Here is a 19,004-nt window from a genome sequence, read left to right on the forward strand (position 1 = left end):
GGGGAGTGCAGCAATGGGCCATTCGGCGGGCATGTCGAAGCGGTTTAGCAAAGGAGCCTTAACGCCGCGTCAATCGCGATCGGAAAGCACCATCTGCTGGACGATGAAGAAACTGGCGGCGGCGTAGACCGCAAGCGCCACGGTCAACAGGCTCCATGCGCCGGCCGCGGCGAAGGGGAGCGAGAGGAACACCGCGCTGCGCGGGGTCAGCAGCCACAGGTCGGGGCCAAGCTCCCGGCCGCGCCGCTCGACCCGCGCCGCCTCGCCGAACGCGATCGCCGCCGCAGCCGCGGCCAGGGCGCCCCACCCGCCGCCATGCCGAGTCTCGAACCAGGCCAGCCCGAGCAGCGCGATCCCATGCGCCGGGGCAAGCAGCCGGAACAGCAGGGAATGACGGGAAAAAGGCCGCAGCCGAACCGTCGCGAGCCGTTCGGCCAGCCGATCGAGCGGGCTTGCCGCGACCAGCAGGCCCATCGCCCACAGGGGCTCCCCGCGCGTGAACAGCAGCGCGGCGCCAAGGACCATCGCCAGGGCCGCCCACAGCAGGGCCGTGGGGCGCACCGGTGCGCCCATCAGCTGGCGGGTGAGGAAATCCTCCACCGGGGGGAGCAGGTAGCGGCTCGGCCAGTCCCGGCGGCGGTGGCGGCTGCTGTCGACCAGGTGGCGATCAAACGCGGCGCTGCTGCTGTCGCTGGCGGCAAGGAACGGGCGCAGACCCTCCGGCGCCGGGACCAACCTGGCGCCTTCCTGAACTGCACGCCGAAGCAGGGTCGAGTGGAGGTCCCAGTCGCCCAGCATTCGGGCGGTGTCGGACAGCAATTTGGAGGAGATCAGCGCCAGCCCGGCCCAGCGATGGTCGTTGTCGATCCGCTCGAACGCATGGTGCCGCTCGTCGTCGGGAACGGTGAGGATGGCGCTCGACGGTTCTTCGGCGAGTTCGGCCAGCAGCGGCGCGGCGGGTGCGATCCCGTCGGCCATCTGCAGCACCGCCCCCTCGGGATCGAAGCGGGCCGCGGCCTCCATCGCGTCGGTCACGGGCACCACCGCAATGCCTTCGGCCCGCAGCCGCTCGAACGCCGCCTGGAGCGTCGGCGGCACGCGTTCGACGATCACGACGATGGGAGCCGCGCCGACCGCAGCGGCACAGCGAGCCTGATATTCGACGAGTGTTCGACCTGCGAGCGGCGCCAGCGCGTGGAGCCCACCCTGATCATCCTCGTCATGCGCCGCGATCAACGCACCGAGCGCCATTCCCACCCCTTCCTCTTGCCACTCCTCTTGCACGCTTCCGTAGTCGAGCAAAGGTGGTAAACATGGCGCCATGACGCCGTCCCAGCCCCGCTCCATGCATGACGCATCGGATGAGCCCCTCGAGCTGACGGAGGCGGTCGGCAGCGCCGGTCCCGACTATCAGCCTGCCGAGCCGGCCTGGGTAGATGAGCCTGCGCGGGCGGTGGACAGCGGAGCCGACGGGCGGCGCGTGCTCGGCTGGACGCTGGGCCTGTTGGCGCTGGCGTGGATCGGCTTTGCCGGGTGGAGCGCCGGGCGCGCGCTGGGCGACGCTGCAAGCGCTCCCCTGGTGGCGCAGTGGCTGGCGGTGGCTGCGGCGCCGCTGGTCCTGCTTGGGCTGGGGTGGTTGATCTTCGGTCGTACCCGTCGCCGCGAAGCCGAGCGCTTTACCCAATCGGTGCAGATGATGCGCTCGGAGGCGCGCAGCCTGGAGCAATTGCTCGGCGTGCTTCGCCAGCGGCTGGATGACGAGCAGATCGCGCTGTCGGGCCATGCCGACCGGCTGATGCGGCTGGGCGACGAAGCCGGGCATCGGCTTGGGCAGGTCACCCGCGACCTGGCGACCGGAAGCGAAACGCTGAGCCGGCATGCGGCCGTGCTCGACCGTGCCGCGGAAAGCGCACGGACGGATATCGGCGTCCTCCTCGACGACCTGCCTCGGGCGGAGGCGAGCAGCCGGGCGATGGCCGAGGAACTGCGCCAGTCGGGCCGCGAGGCGAGCGCGCAGGCCGCCAGCCTCGAAGCGCAGCTGGCGGCGATCAGCGGCCGCGCGCGGGAGGCCGAGGATCAGGTCGGCGGCGCGTCGCAGCGGCTGGTCGCGCATCTCACCCAGATCGAAAGCGCCGGCGCTGCGGCAGCCCTGCGGGTCGGCGAAACCGGAACCACCGCCTCTGCACAGGTCGATTCGCTGCTCGAGCGCACGGCCGAGGCGCTTGGCCTGATCCGCTCCGGCATCGACGAACAGGCAGCGGCGGTGCGCGGCCTGGTCGACCAGAGCGCCGCGGCACTGGGCGTCGCCGGACAGGAAGCGGCGATCCAGCTTGGCGGCCGGCTCAGCACCGCGGGCCAGGCGCTCGATGGACTGTCCTCGCGCATTGCCGAGCAGGACCGGGCGGTCACCGCCCTGGTGTCCAGCCTGGAACGCCAGCTCGGCGATGTCGACCAGCGCTTCGTCGACCTCGCAGCCGAGGGTGACCTTCGCGCACAAGCGGTGGCAACGGCGATCGACCGGGTGCGGCGTGAACTAGATGGGCTTGGGGCACAGCAGGCGGCGAGCGGCGGCACGCTGGAGGATCTCAGCCATCGGACCGAACATCTGCGCACCGCCATCGCCTCCTTGCAGCGCGAGTGCGGCGAGGATCTGAGCGGCGCCCTGGAAACCGCCGAAAGCGGCGCCGAACGCCTGCTTGCAGCAGTCCAGGCCGCGCGGCCCGATGTCGAGTGGATGAACGAGGCGGCGGCCAGCGTGACCAGCCGTCTCGAACAGGGGACGTCCGGCCTGTCGGGCCAGCAGGAGCGGCTCGCCGGCTTGCTGGCGAGCGTCGAGAGCGGGGTCGGCGGCGCCGAGCAGCGGCTCGGCGAGCTTCGCGCCGCGCTGGCCGCGGCGGGCGAGGAAGCGACCCGGCTCCAGGCCGAAACCGGCCCGGCGCTGGTCCAGGCCATGGTCCAGGTCCGCGAGGCCGCGGCACAGGCAGCGACCCGGGCCCGCGAGGCGCTTGCCTCGGTCGTGCCGGAGACCGCGCAGCAATTGTCGATCGAAGCGCAGGCAGCGCTGAGCCGCGCAGTGGAACAGAGCGTGGCGCAGCAGCTTGGCGAGGTCGAGCGGGTTGCCGCACGGGCGCTGGAAGCGGCGCGGCATGCCTCGACCGGGCTGTCGCAGCAGATGCTCAACATCGGCCGTACCGCAAGTGCGCTCGAACAGCATATCGAGAAGGTCCGCGAGGACGACCGGATGGCCGACAGCGAGGCCTTTGCCCGCCGCGCCGCGGTGCTGATCGATTCGCTCCACTCGGCCTCGATCGACGTCGGCCGGATCCTCAGCGACGAGGTCGACGACCGGGCCTGGGCCGCTTACCTCAAGGGCGATCGCGGGGTGTTCACCCGCAAGGCCGTGCGGCTGCTGTCGGCGGGCGAGCTGCGCCTGGTCGAGCAGCAGGTTTCGAGCGATCCGGAATTCGCCTCGTCGGTCACCCGCTATGTGCAGGATTTCGAGAGCATGCTGCGCCGCGCGTCGGCCGAGCAGGAAGGCGGCATGATGGCCGTGACCCTGCTGTCGAGCGACATGGGACGGCTTTACGCCGCGCTTGCGCAGGTGCTGGAGCGGCGCCGCTCGTTCTAGGCCGGGGACAGGCTAGTTGTAGAAGTCGAGCGTTTCGGCGGTGATCCAGCCCTGCGTCCAGTTGACGTAGAACAAGGCAAACAACAGCGCCGACACCGCCGCCGCCCGCAGCAAGTGCCGCTTGAGGTCGAAGCGGTGCGGTGCGCTGTCAGCCTGGCCGGCGATCTTCGGCGCCCCCGCCTCCTCGTCCGTCCGAATCCCGAACGGCAGCATCAGGAAGGCCGTGAAGACGAAGATCAGGAAGAAGACGGCAAGGGCGCTTCCGGGGTTCACAGGCGGGTCACCAGCACTTCCACGTTGGGCTTCTTCCCGGTCCACAGGGTGGCGCAGCGGCGGACCGCCAGGCGGACATTCTCGCGCAGTTTATCCTCGTCGCGGATTGGCTCGACCGCCTTGGCGGCGGTGGCCTGCGCATCGCGGATGAAGTCGTCGCGATCCTCCTCGACCGGGACGCCGACCGCCCGCACCACCGGATCGGCGGCAAGCGAGCCATTGCCGCGAAGGACCAGGCTGACCGCAATCACGCCCTGCTGGGCGATCCGGCGGCGCTCATTGATCGTCGAACCGTCTGCCGGAAGGATGACGTCGCCGTCGAGCACCAGGCGCCCGACCCGCTCCTCGCCGATCTTCTTCGGCGTGCCGGGTGCGAGGCGGATGAGGTCGCCATTCTCCTGGACCAGCGCGGCGGGGATCCCGCTCTCGGTGCCGAGGCGTGCCTGTTCGAGCATGTGGCGGCGCTCGCCATGGACCGGGACCAGCAGCCGCGGCCGGATCCAGTCGTACATCTGCTTGAGCTCGGGACGGCCGGGGTGCCCCGACACGTGGACGTGTGCCTGGCGCTCGGTGACGGTACGGACGCCAAGCACCGCAAGCTGGTTCATCACCCGCCCGACGGCATTCTCATTGCCGGGGATCTGGCGCGAGGAGAAGATCACCGTGTCGTCCTCGCCGAACTTGATCTCATGCTGGCCGGCAGCGATCCGGCCCAGCGCCGCGCGCGGCTCGCCCTGCCCACCGGTGGCGACCACCAGCAGATCGCGGCGCGGAATCCGCATCGCCTCGTCGTAGCGGATCGTCTCGGGGAAATCGGTCAGGTAGCCGGTAGCGCGCGCGACCTTGAGGTAGCGTTCGATCGAGCGGCCGGCCACCGCCACCCGCCGACCCGTCGCTTCCGCGACCTTGCCGATGGTGTGCAGCCGCGCGGCGTTGGAGGCGAAGGTGGTGACCAGCACGCGGCCGGGCGATTCCTCCACCGCATGGCGCAGGCCGTCGAACAGTTCGGCTTCGGAGCCCGACGCCTTTTCGGTGAAGGCGTTGGTCGAATCGCAGATCATCACGTCGATGCCGAGGTCGCCGATCGCCCGCAGCTTGTCGGGGCTGGTCGGGTTGCCGATCACCGGCGTCGGATCGAGCTTCCAGTCGCCGGTGTGGAACACCCGCCCATGGCGGGTTTCGATCAGCAGCCCGTTGGCCTCGGGGATCGAGTGGGCGAGCGGCACCGGGGTGACCTTGAACGGCCCGAGGTCGAGCACGTCGCCCGGATGGATGAGCTTGAGCTTGACCTGCCCGGTCAGCCCTTCCTCCTCCAGCTTGTGGGCGATCAGCCCGGCGGTGAAGGGCGTCGCGTAGAGCGGCACCTGGAGGTCGGCGGCGAGATAGGGGATGGCGCCGATATGATCCTCGTGGCCGTGGGTCAGCACGAGCGCGACGAGATCCCTGCGGCGCTTCTCGATGAATTCGAGATCGGGAAGGACGAGGTCGATGCCGGGATAATCGGCCTCGCCGAAGGTCATTCCGCAATCGACCATCAGCCACTTGCCGTCGGCACCGTAGAGATTGACGTTCATGCCAATCTCGCCCGAGCCGCCAAGCGCGAGGAAGAGCAGTTCGTTACCTGGTGTCACGATAATTCCTGTTCTGGGCCCGCCGTGCGAGTCAAACAATGCAGTCCATTGGTGAGGTCAGGAGAAGCGGCTGGACTGGCTGTGCCGCTTGGCTCCTCGAATTTCGTTCAGGCGGGCTTGCGGCTCCGCTGGTGGAGCAGCGCCAACCCACGGATCGTGAGGTCGGGCTCGACCGCATCGAACAGGTGGTGCTGCTGGAACAGGGTGGCAAGGCCGCCGGTGGCGATGCAGGTGACCGGACGGCCGATCTCCGCCTTCACGCGGGCGAGCAGGCCTTCGATCATCGCGACATAGCCCCAGTAGATGCCGGACAGCATCTGGCTTGCGGTGGTGCGGCCGATGACGGTCGGGTCGGTCGGCGCCTCGATCGCGATGCGCGGCAGCTTGGCGGCGGCGGCGACCAGTGCATCGAGGCTGAGGTTGATCCCGGGCGCGATGATCCCGCCCTTGTAGGCGCCGTCATAGTCGACCACGTCGAAGGTGGTGGCGGTGCCGAAATCGATCACCACCAGGTCGCCCGGATAGGCGGCATGGCCGGCGATGGCGTTGAGGACGCGGTCGGCACCGACATTGTGCGGCTCGTCGACGTCGAGGCGGATACCCCAGCCGGCTGCGCCCTGCCCCGCGACCATCGCTTCCTGGCCGAAATATTTGTGCGCGAGCACCTGCAGGTTGTGGAGCGCGCGCGGGACCACGGTGCCGATGATGACCCCGGTCACATCGCCGCGAGCATAGCCTTCGAGGCTGAGAAGCTGGTGCAGCCACACCGCATATTCGTCGGCGGTCCGGCGCGGGTCGGTGGCGATCCGCCAGCGTGCGGCAATGCTGCCGTCCTCCGCCAGCAGGGCGAAGACGACGTTGGTGTTCCCGGCATCGACCGCGAGCAACATATGTCAGGCGCTCCCGAGCATCACGTCGGCGGCATGGATGCGCCGTTCCTCCCCGCCCGGCAAGGCAAGGCGCAGCGCGCCGTCCGGGGCGAGGCCGGCGAACGTGCCCGCGAGCTTCTCGTCGGCGGCGACATGGACCGACAGCGGGGTACCGATCGGGTGGGCGCTTTCCAGCCACAGGGCGATGAGGCCGAGCGGATCATCGCGCCAGCGCTGTAGTTCGCGGGAGAAGGCGGCGGCGAGCAGCGGAGCGAAGGCCTCCGGGCTGACCAGCACGACCGAGGAAAGCGCAACCGTATCGCGACCCTCGATCTCGGGGGCATGGGCAAGATTGACCCCGAAGCCCGCCACCACGCGGTCCCCCTGCCGCTCGAGCAGGATGCCGGCGAGCTTAGCGGGGCCGAGCAGCAGGTCGTTGGGCCACTTGAGGATCAGGCCGGTTGCCGGCGCCGCCGCCTCGACGGCGCGGATCAGGGCCAGCCCGGCCGCCAGCGCGAGTGATCCCGCCTGCGGGTCGGTCGGCGCCAGGCGCACGAGCGTCGAACCGTGGAAATTGCCGGTGGGGCTTTCCCACGTGCGGTTCTGGCGGCCCCTCCCCTGCTCCTGCCGGGCGGCGATCAGCCATTCGCCTTCGGGCGCGTGCGGCTCCGCAAGCAGGTCGCTGTTGGTCGAGCCGGTTCGCTCGACGAAGCGGATGCGGGTCAACAGCGCGGCCCGCGCGGCATCAAAAGACGCTTGCCGCGTCCGCTGCGGCGGTGGTCAGCGGGCTGATGAGGAGATAGCCGAGCGGGCTGATGATCAGCGCGCAGACGGCGATGAGGGCAGTCTCGACCTTGCCGCGCGCCGGCGCGAAAGGCTCGGCCGGGGCATCGAAGTACATGATCTTGATGACCCGCAGGTAGTAATAGGCACCGATCACGGTCAGCGCGGCGGCGGCCAGTGCAAGCAGCTGCAGCCCGGCATTCACCGCGGCCTGGAACACCATCAGCTTGGGCCAGAAACCGAACAAGGGCGGGATGCCGGCCAGGCTGAACATGAACATCGCGAGGGCGAGCGCAAGCAGCGGGCGGGTCTGCGACAGACCCGACAGGCTGGCGAGGCTTTCGAGCGGCCGCCCCTCGGCATCGCGCATCCGCATGATGCAGAGGAAGGCGCCCAGCGTCATGACCACGTAGACGGCGGAATAGACCAGCACCGCCGTCGCGCCTTCGCGGCCGCCCGCGGCAAGGCCGACCAGCGCGAAGCCGACGTTGTTGATCGAGGAATAGGCCAGCAGCCGCTTGACGTTGGTCTGGCCATAGGCGGCAACCGCGCCCAGCACGATCGAGGCCAGCGCCGCGAAGATCACGATCTGGCGCCACTGGTCGGTGGCCGGACCCATCGCCTCGAGGCAGACGCGGGTGGCGAGCAGGATCGCGGCGGCCTTCTGTCCGGCGGCGAAGAAGGCGGTGACCGGGGTCGGCGCGCCCTCGTAGACGTCGGGCGTCCACATGTGGAACGGCACGGCCGCGATCTTGAAGGCGAGTCCGGCGAGGGTGAAGACAAGGCCGAACAGCAGGCCAAGGCTTGCCCCATTCGGGCCGGCAAAGGCTGCAGCAAGCCCTTCGAAGCCGGTGGTCCCGGCAAAGCCATAGAGCAGGCTGATGCCATACAGCAGGATGCCGCTGGCAAGGCCGCCGAGGACGAAATATTTGAGGCCCGCTTCGGCCGACCGCTCGTCATGGCGGCGGTAGGAGGCGAGGACGTAGGCCGACAGGCTCTGCAGCTCGAGGCCGACGTAGAGCATCATCAGGTCGGAAGCGCTGACCATCACCGACGCGCCGAGCGCCGACAGCAGGATCAGCACCGCATATTCGGCGCCATGTTCGTGATTCTGGTCGAACCAGCCGTGCGCCATCACGATCGCAACCGCGGCGGCGAGGTAGATGATGACCTTGCCGAAGGCGGCGAAACCGTCGGCAGCCCACATGCCGTCGAACACCGATCCGGCCGTCTGCGGCGCGCCGATCAGCGCGAAGCAGGCGGCGACCAGCAGGGCAATGGCGGCGACATGGGTGATGGTGGACGGGCGCCGGACGAAGGCGGCAACCATCATCAGCACCACGGCGCCGAGGCCCAGGATGATCTCGGGAAGGATCGGAGCGAAGTTCATCAGTGCGCCTCCCCGGCGCCATGTTCGTTGGCCTTGGCCGCCGCAGCCGCCGCGGGATTGCCGGCGGTCGGACGGCTGTCACCGGCCGGCTTCACCCGTTCGATCCGGGTCAGCAGGCGGCCCACGTCGTCCCGCATCGGTGCCATGAAGCTTTCGGGATAGACGCCCATCCACAGCACCACGGCAGCGATCGGCGCCAAGAGCGCCCATTCGCGGCGGTCGAGGTCGGCCATCGCTGAGGCCTCTTCGGTCCGCGCAGTGCCGTAGCTGATGCGCCAGTAGAGCCATAGCATATAGGCCGCGCCGAGGATGATACCGGTGGTCGCGAAGATCGCACCCCAGGTCGACACTTCGTAGGTGCCCATCATCGCCAGGAATTCGCCGACGAAGCCGCTGGTGCCGGGCAGGCCGACAGCGGCCATCGTGAACAGCAGGAACAGCAGGGCGTAGGCCGGCATGTTGTTGGCGAGCCCGCCGTATTTGGCGATCTCACGGGTGTGCATGCGGTCGTAGATCACGCCGACGCAGAGGAAGAGCGCGCCCGACACGAGGCCGTGGCTCAGCATCACGATCAGCGAGCCTTCGATCCCCTGGCGGTTGAAAGCGAACAGGCCGAAGGTGACGAACGCCATGTGCGCGACAGAGGAGTAAGCGATCAGCTTCTTCATGTCGCCCTGCACGAGGGCAACGAGGCTGGTGTAGACGATGGCGACGCTCGACAGGCCGAATACGAGCGGCACGAATTGCGCGCTGGCTTCGGGGAACATCGGCAGGCTGAAGCGGATGAAGCCGTAGCCACCCATCTTCAGCAGCACGCCGGCAAGGATCACCGAGCCCGCGGTCGGCGCCTGCACGTGGGCGTCGGGAAGCCAGGTATGGACCGGCCACATCGGCATCTTCACCGCGAAGCTGGCGAAGAAGGCCAGCCACAGCCACGTCTGGAGGCCCGGCGCGAAGTCGGTCGCCATCAGGGTCGGGATATCGCCGGTGCCGGTCTGGCCGATCATCACCAGCATCGCGACCAGCATCAGCACCGAGCCGAGCAGGGTGTAGAGGAAGAACTTATAGCTCGCCTTGATCCGTTCGACGCCACCCCAGATGCCGATGATCAGGTACATCGGGATCAGGCCGGCTTCGAAGAAGATGTAGAACAGCAACAGGTCCTGCGCCATGAACACGCCGAGCATCAGCGCTTCCATCAGCAGGAAGGCGGCCATGTATTCGGGCACGCGCTTGTCGATCGCGCGCCAGCTTGCGCCGATGCAGATCGGCATCAGGAATACGCTGAGCATGATCAGCATCAGCGCGATGCCGTCGATGCCGAGCGCCCAGTTGAGGTAGGGCGTGCCGAGGCTCACCCGCTCCTGGAACTGCCACTGGGCGCCGCCGACGTCGTAGCTCGCCCACAGCACGCAGCCGAGCACAAACAATGCGAGGGTCGCGCCCAGCGCCAGCCAGCGCGCACCGTCGGCCTTGAGGAACAGGCAGCCGAGCGCCGCCAGCAGCGGCAGGGCGATCATCACGGAGAGAATGGGAAAGCTCATATCAGCGGGTCATCACCCAGGTGGCCGCGCCGACCAGGCCGAGCAGCATCACGAGGGCATAGGAGTTGAGATAGCCCGACTGCAGCCGAGCGGTCATGCGATTGCCGACGCCGACGGCCACCGCCGCGCCATGCGGACCGAAGCGGTCGATGGTCTGCACGTCGCCACGCTTCCAGAAGAAGCGACCGAGAGCGAGCGAGGGCCGGACGAACAGGAAGCTGTAGATCTCGTCGAAATACCACTTGTTCATCAGGAAGGCATGGATCGGACCGGTCGCGGCAACCCACTTGGCGGGGGTGTCGGGACGGCGGATGTAGTTGTTCCAGGCGAGCGCCAAGCCGATCAGCATCACGATGCCCGGAGTCAGCTTCACCCACAAAGGCACCTCGTGCGAGGCGTGCATCAGATGCTCGTTGAAGACGAGGCTTCCGCGCCAGAATTCGGCGCCGCCCTCGGCTTCGATGAAATAATGGTGGAAGCCGAAGCCCGCGAACACCGCGCCGAGGCTCAGCACGCCGAGCGGCACCAGCATCGACCACGGGCTTTCGTGTGGGTGGTAGCCGGCGGTGCCGGTCACCGGCTTCGCGGTCGAATGACTGCTGTCGCCATGCTCGTCGTCCGGGTGATCGTGATGATCGCCGTGGACCGCATGCTGGATATGCTCCGAACCCGCCCAGCGCGCCTGGCCGAAGAAGGTCAGGAAGATCAGCCGCCAGCTGTAGAAGCTGGTCAGCAGCGCCGCGAAGGAACCGACGAAAAAGGCCATCGTCCCATGCACGCTGCCGCTGGCGAACGCGCTCTCGAGGATCGAATCCTTGGAATAGAAGCCCGCGAACCCGAACACCCCGATGATCCCGACGCCGGTGATCGCCAGTGTCCCGAGCACCATTGCCCAGAAGGTCAGCGGGATCTCCTTCCGGAGCGCGCCATAGTAACGCATGTCCTGCTCGTGGTGCATGGCATGGATGACCGAGCCCGCGCCAAGGAACAGCAGCGCCTTGAAGAAGGCGTGGGTGAACAGGTGGAACATCGCCGACCCGTAGGCGCCGACGCCCGCGGCGAAGAACATGTAGCCGAGCTGCGAGCAGGTCGAATAAGCGATCACCCGCTTGATGTCGTTCTGGACCAGGCCGACCGTCGCCGCGAACAGGGCGGTGGCAAGGCCGACGTAGGTGACCACCGTCATCGCGGTCGGGCTCACCTCGAACATCGGCGACAAGCGGCAGACCATGAAAACGCCGGCGGTAACCATGGTCGCGGCGTGGATCAGCGCGCTGACCGGGGTTGGGCCTTCCATCGCGTCCGGAAGCCAGGTGTGGAGGCCAAGCTGTGCCGACTTGCCCATCGCGCCGACGAACAGCAGCAGGCAGAGCAGGGTCATGGTGTCGACCCGCATGCCGGCAAAGCCGATGGTCGAGCCCGCCATGTCCGGTGCCGCGGCGAGGATCGCCGGGATCGACACGGTGCCGAACACCAGGAAGGTGCCGAAGATTCCAAGGCTGAAACCGAAGTCGCCGACGCGGTTGACCACGAACGCCTTCATCGCGGCCGCGTTAGCCGAGGGCTTGTGATACCAGAAGCCGATCAGCAGGTAGGAGGCGAGACCGACCCCTTCCCAGCCGAAGAACATCTGGATCAGGCTGTCGGCGGTCACCAGCATCAGCATGGCGAAGGTGAACAGCGAGAGGTAGGCGAAGAAGCGAGGCTGGCTCGGATCCTCGTCCATGTAGCCCCAGCTGTAGAGGTGGACGAGGCTTGAGACGGTGGTGATTACCACCAGCATGACGGCCGTCAGCGTGTCGACGCGAAGACTCCAGTCGACCTGGAGGTTGCCCGAGCGGATCCATTCCAGCACCGGCACAACGGTTGCTTCGTTGGCGCCCGACATGAAGCCGAGGAAGATCGGCCAGCTCAGCGCGCAGCTGATGAACAGGGCGCCGGTGGTGATGGCCTTGGCCGGCACCTTGCCGATGACCCGCCCGCCCAGGCCCGCGACGAGCGCGGCCAGCAGCGGCAGGAAGACGATGAGGATGATCGAGGACTGCATGTTACCCGCGCATCTGGTCGGCGGCGTCGACCGCGATGGTCCCGCGGCGGCGGAAGAAGATCACCAGGATGGCAAGCCCGATCGCGGCCTCGGCGGCGGCGACGGTCAGCACGAACATGGCGAAGATCTGCCCCTTCATGTCGCCCAGGAAGGCGCTGAAAGCGACGAGGTTGATGTTGACGCTGAGCAGCAGCAATTCGATTGCCATCAGCATCAGGATGACGTTGCGGCGATTGAGGAAGATGCCGAGCACCCCGATCACGAACAGGATCGCCGACACGGTCAGATAATGCACCAGGCCGATCACAGCTCGATCCCCTTGCCGACGGGCTGATTGACGTTGCGCACAGCGTCCTGCGGGCGGCGGCCGATCTGACGGCTGGCATTCTGCCCGCGGGCGTCGCCGCGGCTGCGGTGGGTCAGCACGATCGCGCCGATCATCGCCACCAGCAGGATGAAGCCGGCAAGTTCGAACGGCAGCAGGTAGCGGGTGTAAAGCTCGGCCCCGAGCGCTTCGATGTTGGGCACCGACTGGACCGGGGGAGCGCCGGCCATCGCCGGACCCGCCTTGTAGGCCGACATGGCGATCACGATCTCGGCCAGCAGCACGATCGCGATCAGCAGCCCGAACGGGAGGTTGCGGTTGAAGCCCGAGCGCAGCTGGCTGAAGTCGATGTCCAGCATCATGACCACGAACAGGAACAGCACCGCGACCGCGCCGACGTAGACGATCACCAGCAGCATGGCGATGAACTCGGCCCCGACCAGCAGCATCAGGCCGGCCGCGTTGAAGAAGGCGAGGATCAGCCACAGCACCGAGTGCACGGGGTTGCGGGCGAAGATCACCAGCACGGCGGACGTGATGGTGACGGTCGCGAAGAGGTAGAAGGCGAGAAGGGCGATCATGGGTTGGCCGGGCGCTTAACGGTAGGGCGCATCGGCGGCAAGGTTCGCCGCGATCGCCGCCTCCCAGCGGTCACCGTTCGCGAGGAGCTTGGACTTGTCGTACAACAGCTCTTCCCGCGTTTCGGTCGAAAATTCGATGTTCGGACCCTCGACGATGGCGTCGACCGGGCATGCCTCGGCGCACAGGCCGCAATAGATGCACTTCACCATGTCGATGTCGTAGCGAGTGGTGCGGCGGCTGCCGTCCTCGCGCGGTTCGGCCTCGATGGTGATCGCCAATGCCGGGCACACCGCCTCGCACAGCTTGCAGGCGATGCAGCGTTCTTCGCCATTCGGGTAACGGCGCAGTGCATGCTCGCCGCGGAAGCGCGGGCTCTGCGGGGTCTTCTCGTACGGGTAGTTGATCGTCGCCTTGGGCTTGAAGAAATACTTCAAGGTGAGGGCGTGCGCCTTCACGAACTCCCAAAGGGTGAACGACTTTACGAACTGCGCGATCACTTCGACTGACCTTCCTTGGGCATGTTGGTCGCTCGGCAATCGGCGATGCCCGATGACATTATCGCTGGCTCCGCCCCCGGCTTCTTGGCACCGAGCCGCCGCCAGTCGAGGCCGAACCGGCCCTCCGCCGTGTCGTGCGGCATGAAGACCGCCTCGAACGTCCCTCCCGCAGCGGGAGTCGCCTCGAGATTCCACTGCTGGCCGTCCCAGCTTCCGTCCGCTCGCGACACGCCCAGCCGTTCCGCCAGGGCCGGCTCGAAGGTCAGCCCACGGTCGGCGAACATCATCCGCATGTCCCGGGTTTCACCCCGCAGCGGGATGGTTTCCATCACCGTGCAGCGAAGCATCACGGGGAAGATCGAGGCGGCGAGCAGCATCATCCGCCGTACCTCGTCAGCATCAGCCACAGGCTGATGGCGAAGACGAAGAACAGCGACAGCGGGAGGAAAATCTTCCAGCCCAGCCGCATCAGCTGGTCGTAGCGATACCGCGGCACGGTCGCGCGGACCCAGCCGAACACGAAGAAGAAGAACATCATCTTCACGAACAGCCAGATGATGCCCGGAATGTCGAACCACGGGATGAGGTCGATGTTGAGCGGCGGCAGGAACCCGCCCCAGAACAGGATGGCGTTGAGGGCGCACATCAGGATGACGTTGCCATATTCGCCGAGCCAGAAGAGCGCGAAGCTCATCGACGAATATTCGGTCTGGAAACCGGCGACGAGCTCGCTCTCGGCCTCGGTCAGGTCGAACGGCGTGCGGAAGGTTTCGGCCATCGATGAGATCAGGAAAACCACCGCCATCGGAAACAGCAGCGGATTGAAGCCAAAGCCGTTCAGCAGCCCGAAGATGTGGCCCTTCTGCGCAAGCACGATGTCGGTCATGTTGAAGGTGCCGGCGTAGAGCACGACGCAGATCAGGACGAACCCGATCGAGACTTCGTAGCTGACCATCTGCGCGGCCGCACGGAGCGCCGAGAAGAACGGATATTTCGAGTTGGACGCCCAGCCGGCGATGATGATGCCGTAAACCCCGAGGCTCGACGCCGCGAGAATGTAGAGCAGGCCGACATTGATGTTCGCCAGTACGACGCCGACGTCGAACGGCACCACCGCCCAGACGATCAGCGCAACGGTGAAGCTGATGATCGGCGCCAGCAGGAACAGGCCCTTGTTGGCGCTGGTCGGGACGATGGTTTCCTTGAGGAAGACCTTGAGGCCGTCGGCGAAGCTTTGCAGCAGGCCGAACGGCCCGACCACGTTGGGACCGCGGCGAAGCGCCATGGCGGCCCAGATCTTGCGCTCGGCATAGATGATCATCGCCACCGCCAGCATCAGCGGAAGCGCGATCAGCAGGATACCGGCGATGGTCGCCAGGAACCACGACCAGTCGTAGTTGAGGTGCAGATTGGTCTGGAAGAAATTGGTCATTCCGCAGCCTCGGCAAAGGTCTGGCCGTGGATCAGCTCGGCCGAGCAGCGCTGCATGACAGGGCTGGCGCGGCTGATGGCGTTGGTGAGGTAGAAATCCTTGACCGGCAGGCCGACCGGGCCGCTGGCCTCGGCGGAAAGCGACGGCGGCGACCACGGCAGGTCGATCAGGCCGGTCTCGCCCAGAGCCGGAACTTCGGCGACCATAGCGGCGCGAAGCTGGTCGAACCGGTCGAACGAAAGCGGCTTGCCGATGAGGTCGGACACGGCCCGCAGGATAGTCCAGTCCTCACGCGCCTCGCCCGGGGCGAAGCTCGCCTTTTCGGCCCGCTGCACGCGGCCTTCGAGATTGACGAAGGTGCCGTGCTTTTCGCTGTAGGCGGAGCCCGGCAGGACGAGATCGGCCTGCTTGGCACCCTTGTCGCCATGGTGGCCGATGTAGACCTTGAAGGCCCCGGCGAAGCGCTCGGGAGCGACTTCATCGGCACCAAGCAGCAGGACGAGCTCGGGCGAAGCGGCCTCGAGATCGGCGATGCCGCCCTTCTGGCCGTAACCCAGCATCAGCGAGGCCATTCGGCTGGCGGCGGTATGGATGACGTTGAAGCCGTTCCAGCCGTCCTTGACCAGGCCCAGCGGCCCGGCCAGCGCCAGCGCGGCGCCGAGCGCCCCTGCGCCAAGCGCGCCGGGACCGACGATGACAGCCGGACGCTCCGCCTTGGCGAAGGCTTCGGTGACCGCCTTGGGAAGCTTGCCCAGGATCGACAGGTCGTCGCCGAGGTCGGTGACTGGATACGTCAGGTCGACCGCCGGTCCGACGCTGAACACCGCCGCACCAGCCCGGCGCGACGCCTTGAGCAAGCGGGTGTTGACCAGCGGCGCTTCCCAGCGCGGGTTGGTGCCGATCAGCAGGATGGCGTCGGCCGTCTCGATCCCCGCGAGGGTCGAGTTGAACGCGACCGCCGACAGCGAGGTGACGTCATAATCGAGGCCGGTCTGGCGCCCTTCGAGCAGGGTCGAGCCCTGCCCCTCGAGCAGCTTCCTGGCCGCGAACATCGTCTCGGCGTCGAGCAGGTCGCCGGCGACCGCCGCGACCTTCGAGCCCGCGGCCTTGAGCTTGGAGGCGAACACATCGAGTGCCTCGGCCCAGGTCGCCGCGCGCAGCTTGCCGCCTTCACGCAGCCACGGACGGTCGAGGCGGTTGCGGACCAGCGCGTCGGCATGATGCCGCGTTTTGTCGCTGATCCACTCCTCGTTCACGTCCTCGTTGATGCGCGGCAGGATCCGCATCACCTGCGGCCCGCGAACGTCGAGGCGGATGTTGCTGCCGACCGCGTCCATCACGTCGATCGAAGGGATCTTGCGCAATTCCCACGGCCGATATTCGAAGTTCTGCGGCGCCTGCAGCAGCGCGCCCACCGGACACAGGTCGGCAAGGTTGCCGCTCAGCTCGCTGGTCAGTGCGCGTTCCAGATAGGCCGTGATCTGCGCATCCTCGCCGCGATAGAGCATGCCGAGCTCGGGCGTTCCCGCCACTTCCTCGGCAAAGCGCACGCAGCGCGTGCACTGGATGCAGCGGGTCATCGCGGTCTTGATGACCGGACCCATATATTTGTCGTCGACCGAGCGCTTGTTCTCGTCGAACCGGCTGGACGAGCGGCCATAGGCCATCGCCTGGTCCTGCAGGTCGCATTCGCCGCCCTGGTCGCAGATCGGGCAGTCGAGCGGGTGGTTGATGAGGAGGAACTCCATCACCCCTTCGCGCGCCTTCTTGACCATCGCGGTGTCGGTGCGGATCGTCTGCCCGTCGGCGGCCGGAAGCGCGCAGCTCGCCTGCGGCTTGGGCGGTCCGGGCGCGACCTCGACCAGGCACATGCGGCAATTGCCGGCGATGCTCAGCCGCTCATGGTAGCAGAAGCGCGGGATCTCCTTGCCGGCAAGCTCGCACGCCTGCAGCACGGTCGCCCCCGCGGGGACTTCGATCTCTTCGCCGTCGACGGTAACTTTGGGCATCAAACTTTCCCTTGGGCCGCCGTCGCGACGGCCAGACGGTAATAAGCCAGCGCCATGCCGGCGCGCAGGTTGGTCCGGTTGAAGTTGCGGGTCTGCCCCTGCTGCACGCACAGCGCGATCCGCGGCGCCAAGGCGGTAAAGCGCTTCCGCTCCGAATCCGTGTCGATGTTCGTCTTGAGCACGCCGACCGCCCCTGCCGGGTCGGCGCGCGCGACGCATTCGCCAAGGCGCGCGATCTGGTGGTTGCGCGCATCTTCAGCGGCAAGGCGCGACAGCGCGGCAGCGTCGAAATTCTGGCCGGTCACGAAGGGCGACGTCGCGGTCCAGTCAAGCGCTGGAACAGCAGAAAACGTCGTCGATCCCTGCAGCCCGCGGTCGCGGATCAGCAGCGCCTCGGCCAGGGCCGCCTGCGACTGCCACAGTCGCATTCCTAGTTGCGCAGTGACCTGAACCAGGCAACGGCCATCGTGCAGCCGCTGGAATTCGGCGGGCGACAGCTGCTCGCCCTTCGACAGAATTACGAACCGATGCGCCAGCGCGGGCTCCCGTCGCACGGTGCACCAGGCATAGTCCTGGAGCGCCTTGCGGGCCACGGTCGGCGGCGCATAGCCGATGCCGGTCTGCTGCCCGGCCGCAGCAGATGCCGAACATGCCAGCACCATGCCTGTCAGCAGCGCCCGTTTCACTCGGCCGCCTCCAGCATCGCGCCGCCATTACGCTCCGCCATGCGGCGCTCGATCTCGGGGCGGAAATGCTTGATCAGGCCCTGGATCGGCCATGCCGCCGCGTCGCCGAGCGCACAGATGGTGTGGCCTTCGACCTGCTTGGTGACGTCGTACAGCTTGTCGATCAGTTCGGGGCTGCCGTCGCCTTCGCGCAGCCGCTCCATGATCCGCCACATCCAGCCGGTGCCTTCGCGGCACGGGGTGCACTGGCCGCAGCTCTCATGCTTGTAGAAATAGCTGATTCGGGAAATCGCGCGGACGATGTCTGTCGACTTGTCCATGACGATCACGGCGGCGGTGCCAAGGCCCGAACCGACCGCCTTCAGACCGTCGAAGTCCATCGGCGCGTCCATGATCTCGGCCGCCGGAACCAGCGGGACCGAGGAACCACCCGGGATCACTGCGAGGAGATTGTCCCATCCGCCGCGGATGCCGCCGCAGTGGCGGTCGATCAGTTCGCGGAAGGAGATGCTCATGCTCTCCTCGACCACCGCAGGCTTGTTCACATGCCCGCTGATCTGGAAGAGCTTGGTGCCCTCGTTCTTCTCGCGCCCGAAGCCGGCGAACCAGCTGGCGCCGCGGCGCAGGATGGTCGGGACCACGGCGATCGATTCGACGTTGTTGACCGTGGTCGGGCAGCCGTAGAGGCCGGCACCGGCCGGGAACGGCGGCTTGAGGCGCGGACGGCCCATCTTGCCTTCGAGGCTTTCCAGCATCGCGGTTTCTTCGCCGCAGATGTAGGCGCCCGCACCGCGGTGGCAGAAAATGTCGAAGTCGTAGCCCGACCCCGCTGCATTCTTGCCGACCAAGCCGGCGGCATAAGCCTCGGCGATCGCCTTCTCGAGCGCCTGCGCCTCACGGATATATTCGCCGCGGATGTAGATGTAGCAGGCCCGCGCGCGCATCGCGAAGCTCGCGATCAGCGCGCCTTCGATCAGCTTGTGCGGATCGTGGCGGATGATCTCGCGGTCCTTGCACGACCCCGGCTCGGATTCGTCGGCGTTGATGACGAGGAAGTTGGGCTTACCCGGCTTGGGCTCCTTGGGCATGAAGCTCCACTTCATGCCGGTCGGGAAGCCCGCACCGCCGCGTCCGCGAAGGCCGCTGGCCTTGACCGCGTCGATTATCGCGTCCTGGCCGACGGCCATCAGCGCCTTGGTGTTGTCCCAGTCGCCACGCGCCTGCGCCGCCTTCAGATCGGGCGACTGGAAGCCGTAGACGTTGGTGAAGATGCGGTCCTTGTCGGACAGCGGTCCTGTGTAGCCCATC

The 19,004-nt window shown here is 67.2% G+C and carries 17 protein-coding genes; 1 reads left to right on the forward strand and 16 read right to left on the reverse strand.

Annotated features, from left to right (window positions below):
- Nucleotides 1–69: 69 nt before the first annotated feature.
- Complete coding sequence (locus GGQ97_RS12935; RefSeq protein ID WP_168070189.1) at nt 70–1,347, reverse strand: hypothetical protein; 1,278 nt, start codon at nt 1,345–1,347, stop codon at nt 70–72.
- Between GGQ97_RS12935 and GGQ97_RS12940 the strand changes: the two genes are divergently transcribed.
- Nucleotides 1,346–3,628, forward strand: coding sequence for a coiled-coil domain-containing protein (locus GGQ97_RS12940; protein ID WP_168070191.1), 2,283 nt, complete (start codon nt 1,346–1,348; stop codon nt 3,626–3,628). The two genes, GGQ97_RS12935 and GGQ97_RS12940, sit on opposite strands and share 2 nt — an antisense overlap.
- Nucleotides 3,629–3,640: 12 nt before the next feature.
- Here GGQ97_RS12940 and GGQ97_RS14595 read toward each other — a convergent pair whose 3' ends face one another.
- From GGQ97_RS14595 to nuoF, 15 genes are all read right to left on the reverse strand, one after another.
- Nucleotides 3,641–3,901 (reverse strand): DUF1467 family protein, encoded by a 261-nt coding sequence (locus tag GGQ97_RS14595; protein WP_168070193.1) that lies wholly within the window; start codon nt 3,899–3,901, stop codon nt 3,641–3,643.
- Nucleotides 3,898–5,532, reverse strand: coding sequence for a ribonuclease J (locus tag GGQ97_RS12950; RefSeq protein ID WP_342448536.1), 1,635 nt, complete (start codon nt 5,530–5,532; stop codon nt 3,898–3,900). The genes GGQ97_RS14595 and GGQ97_RS12950 overlap by 4 nt, the downstream gene beginning before the upstream one ends.
- A 107-nt stretch (nt 5,533–5,639) precedes the next feature.
- Nucleotides 5,640–6,422, reverse strand: coding sequence for a type III pantothenate kinase (locus GGQ97_RS12955; protein WP_168070195.1), 783 nt, complete (start codon nt 6,420–6,422; stop codon nt 5,640–5,642).
- 3 nt (nt 6,423–6,425) lie between these two features.
- Nucleotides 6,426–7,127: a biotin--[acetyl-CoA-carboxylase] ligase gene (locus tag GGQ97_RS12960; protein WP_209022858.1), complete on the reverse strand. Its 702-nt coding sequence runs from the start codon at nt 7,125–7,127 to the stop codon at nt 6,426–6,428.
- A gap of 19 nt (nt 7,128–7,146) precedes the next feature.
- Nucleotides 7,147–8,574 (reverse strand): NADH-quinone oxidoreductase subunit NuoN, encoded by a 1,428-nt coding sequence (gene nuoN, locus GGQ97_RS12965; RefSeq protein ID WP_168070197.1) that lies wholly within the window; start codon nt 8,572–8,574, stop codon nt 7,147–7,149.
- The gene (locus tag GGQ97_RS12970) at nt 8,574–10,118 is read right to left on the reverse strand and encodes an NADH-quinone oxidoreductase subunit M (protein ID WP_168070198.1); all 1,545 of its coding nucleotides are present in this window, start codon (nt 10,116–10,118) and stop codon (nt 8,574–8,576) included. Before GGQ97_RS12970 ends, nuoN begins: the two co-directional genes overlap by 1 nt.
- A gap of 1 nt (nt 10,119) precedes the next feature.
- Nucleotides 10,120–12,165 (reverse strand): NADH-quinone oxidoreductase subunit L, encoded by a 2,046-nt coding sequence (nuoL, locus tag GGQ97_RS12975; RefSeq protein WP_168070200.1) that lies wholly within the window; start codon nt 12,163–12,165, stop codon nt 10,120–10,122.
- A 1-nt stretch (nt 12,166) separates the two neighbouring features.
- Entirely contained in the window at nt 12,167–12,472 is a 306-nt protein-coding gene (gene nuoK, locus GGQ97_RS12980; protein WP_168070202.1) for an NADH-quinone oxidoreductase subunit NuoK, read from the reverse strand.
- Nucleotides 12,469–13,071, reverse strand: a complete 603-nt coding sequence (locus GGQ97_RS12985) for an NADH-quinone oxidoreductase subunit J (RefSeq protein ID WP_168070204.1) — start codon at nt 13,069–13,071, stop codon at nt 12,469–12,471. The genes nuoK and GGQ97_RS12985 overlap by 4 nt, the downstream gene beginning before the upstream one ends.
- A 15-nt stretch (nt 13,072–13,086) precedes the next feature.
- Nucleotides 13,087–13,569: an NADH-quinone oxidoreductase subunit NuoI gene (gene nuoI, locus GGQ97_RS12990; RefSeq protein WP_168070205.1), complete on the reverse strand. Its 483-nt coding sequence runs from the start codon at nt 13,567–13,569 to the stop codon at nt 13,087–13,089.
- The gene (locus tag GGQ97_RS12995) at nt 13,566–13,976 is read right to left on the reverse strand and encodes a hypothetical protein (protein ID WP_168070207.1); all 411 of its coding nucleotides are present in this window, start codon (nt 13,974–13,976) and stop codon (nt 13,566–13,568) included. Before GGQ97_RS12995 ends, nuoI begins: the two co-directional genes overlap by 4 nt.
- Nucleotides 13,946–15,001 (reverse strand): NADH-quinone oxidoreductase subunit NuoH, encoded by a 1,056-nt coding sequence (nuoH, locus tag GGQ97_RS13000; protein ID WP_168070209.1) that lies wholly within the window; start codon nt 14,999–15,001, stop codon nt 13,946–13,948. Before nuoH ends, GGQ97_RS12995 begins: the two co-directional genes overlap by 31 nt.
- Nucleotides 14,998–17,010: an NADH-quinone oxidoreductase subunit NuoG gene (gene nuoG, locus GGQ97_RS13005; protein WP_168070211.1), complete on the reverse strand. Its 2,013-nt coding sequence runs from the start codon at nt 17,008–17,010 to the stop codon at nt 14,998–15,000. Before nuoG ends, nuoH begins: the two co-directional genes overlap by 4 nt.
- A complete protein-coding gene (locus GGQ97_RS13010) occupies nt 17,010–17,696 on the reverse strand; it encodes a hypothetical protein (RefSeq protein WP_168070213.1) in 687 nt (228 codons plus the stop codon). The genes nuoG and GGQ97_RS13010 overlap by 1 nt, the downstream gene beginning before the upstream one ends.
- The gene (nuoF, locus tag GGQ97_RS13015; RefSeq protein WP_168070214.1) at nt 17,693–19,003 is read right to left on the reverse strand and encodes an NADH-quinone oxidoreductase subunit NuoF; all 1,311 of its coding nucleotides are present in this window, start codon (nt 19,001–19,003) and stop codon (nt 17,693–17,695) included. Before nuoF ends, GGQ97_RS13010 begins: the two co-directional genes overlap by 4 nt.
- Nucleotide 19,004: the final 1 nt, after the last annotated feature.

Origin of the sequence: Sphingomonas kaistensis (assembly GCF_011927725.1) — a bacterium.
In the GTDB taxonomy this organism is placed as follows: Bacteria; Pseudomonadota; Alphaproteobacteria; order Sphingomonadales; family Sphingomonadaceae; genus Sphingomicrobium; species Sphingomicrobium kaistense.

Excerpts from the sequence above, each read along its gene's own strand:
- GGQ97_RS12955 (WP_168070195.1), bottom strand. The coding sequence starts at position 6,422 with ATGTTGCTCGCGGTCGATGCCGGGAACACCAACGTCGTCTTCGCCCTG.
- GGQ97_RS12970 (WP_168070198.1), bottom strand. The coding sequence starts at position 10,118 with ATGAGCTTTCCCATTCTCTCCGTGATGATCGCCCTGCCGCTGCTGGCG.
- nuoN (WP_168070197.1), bottom strand. The coding sequence starts at position 8,574 with ATGAACTTCGCTCCGATCCTTCCCGAGATCATCCTGGGCCTCGGCGCC.
- GGQ97_RS12985 (WP_168070204.1), bottom strand. The coding sequence starts at position 13,071 with ATGATCGCCCTTCTCGCCTTCTACCTCTTCGCGACCGTCACCATCACG.
- GGQ97_RS12935 (WP_168070189.1), bottom strand. The coding sequence starts at position 1,347 with ATGGAGCGGGGCTGGGACGGCGTCATGGCGCCATGTTTACCACCTTTG.
- nuoG (WP_168070211.1), bottom strand. The coding sequence starts at position 17,010 with ATGCCCAAAGTTACCGTCGACGGCGAAGAGATCGAAGTCCCCGCGGGG.
- nuoL (WP_168070200.1), bottom strand. The coding sequence starts at position 12,165 with ATGCAGTCCTCGATCATCCTCATCGTCTTCCTGCCGCTGCTGGCCGCG.
- GGQ97_RS12940 (WP_168070191.1), top strand. The coding sequence starts at position 1,346 with ATGCATGACGCATCGGATGAGCCCCTCGAGCTGACGGAGGCGGTCGGC.
- nuoF (WP_168070214.1), bottom strand. The coding sequence starts at position 19,003 with ATGGGCTACACAGGACCGCTGTCCGACAAGGACCGCATCTTCACCAAC.
- nuoH (WP_168070209.1), bottom strand. The coding sequence starts at position 15,001 with ATGACCAATTTCTTCCAGACCAATCTGCACCTCAACTACGACTGGTCG.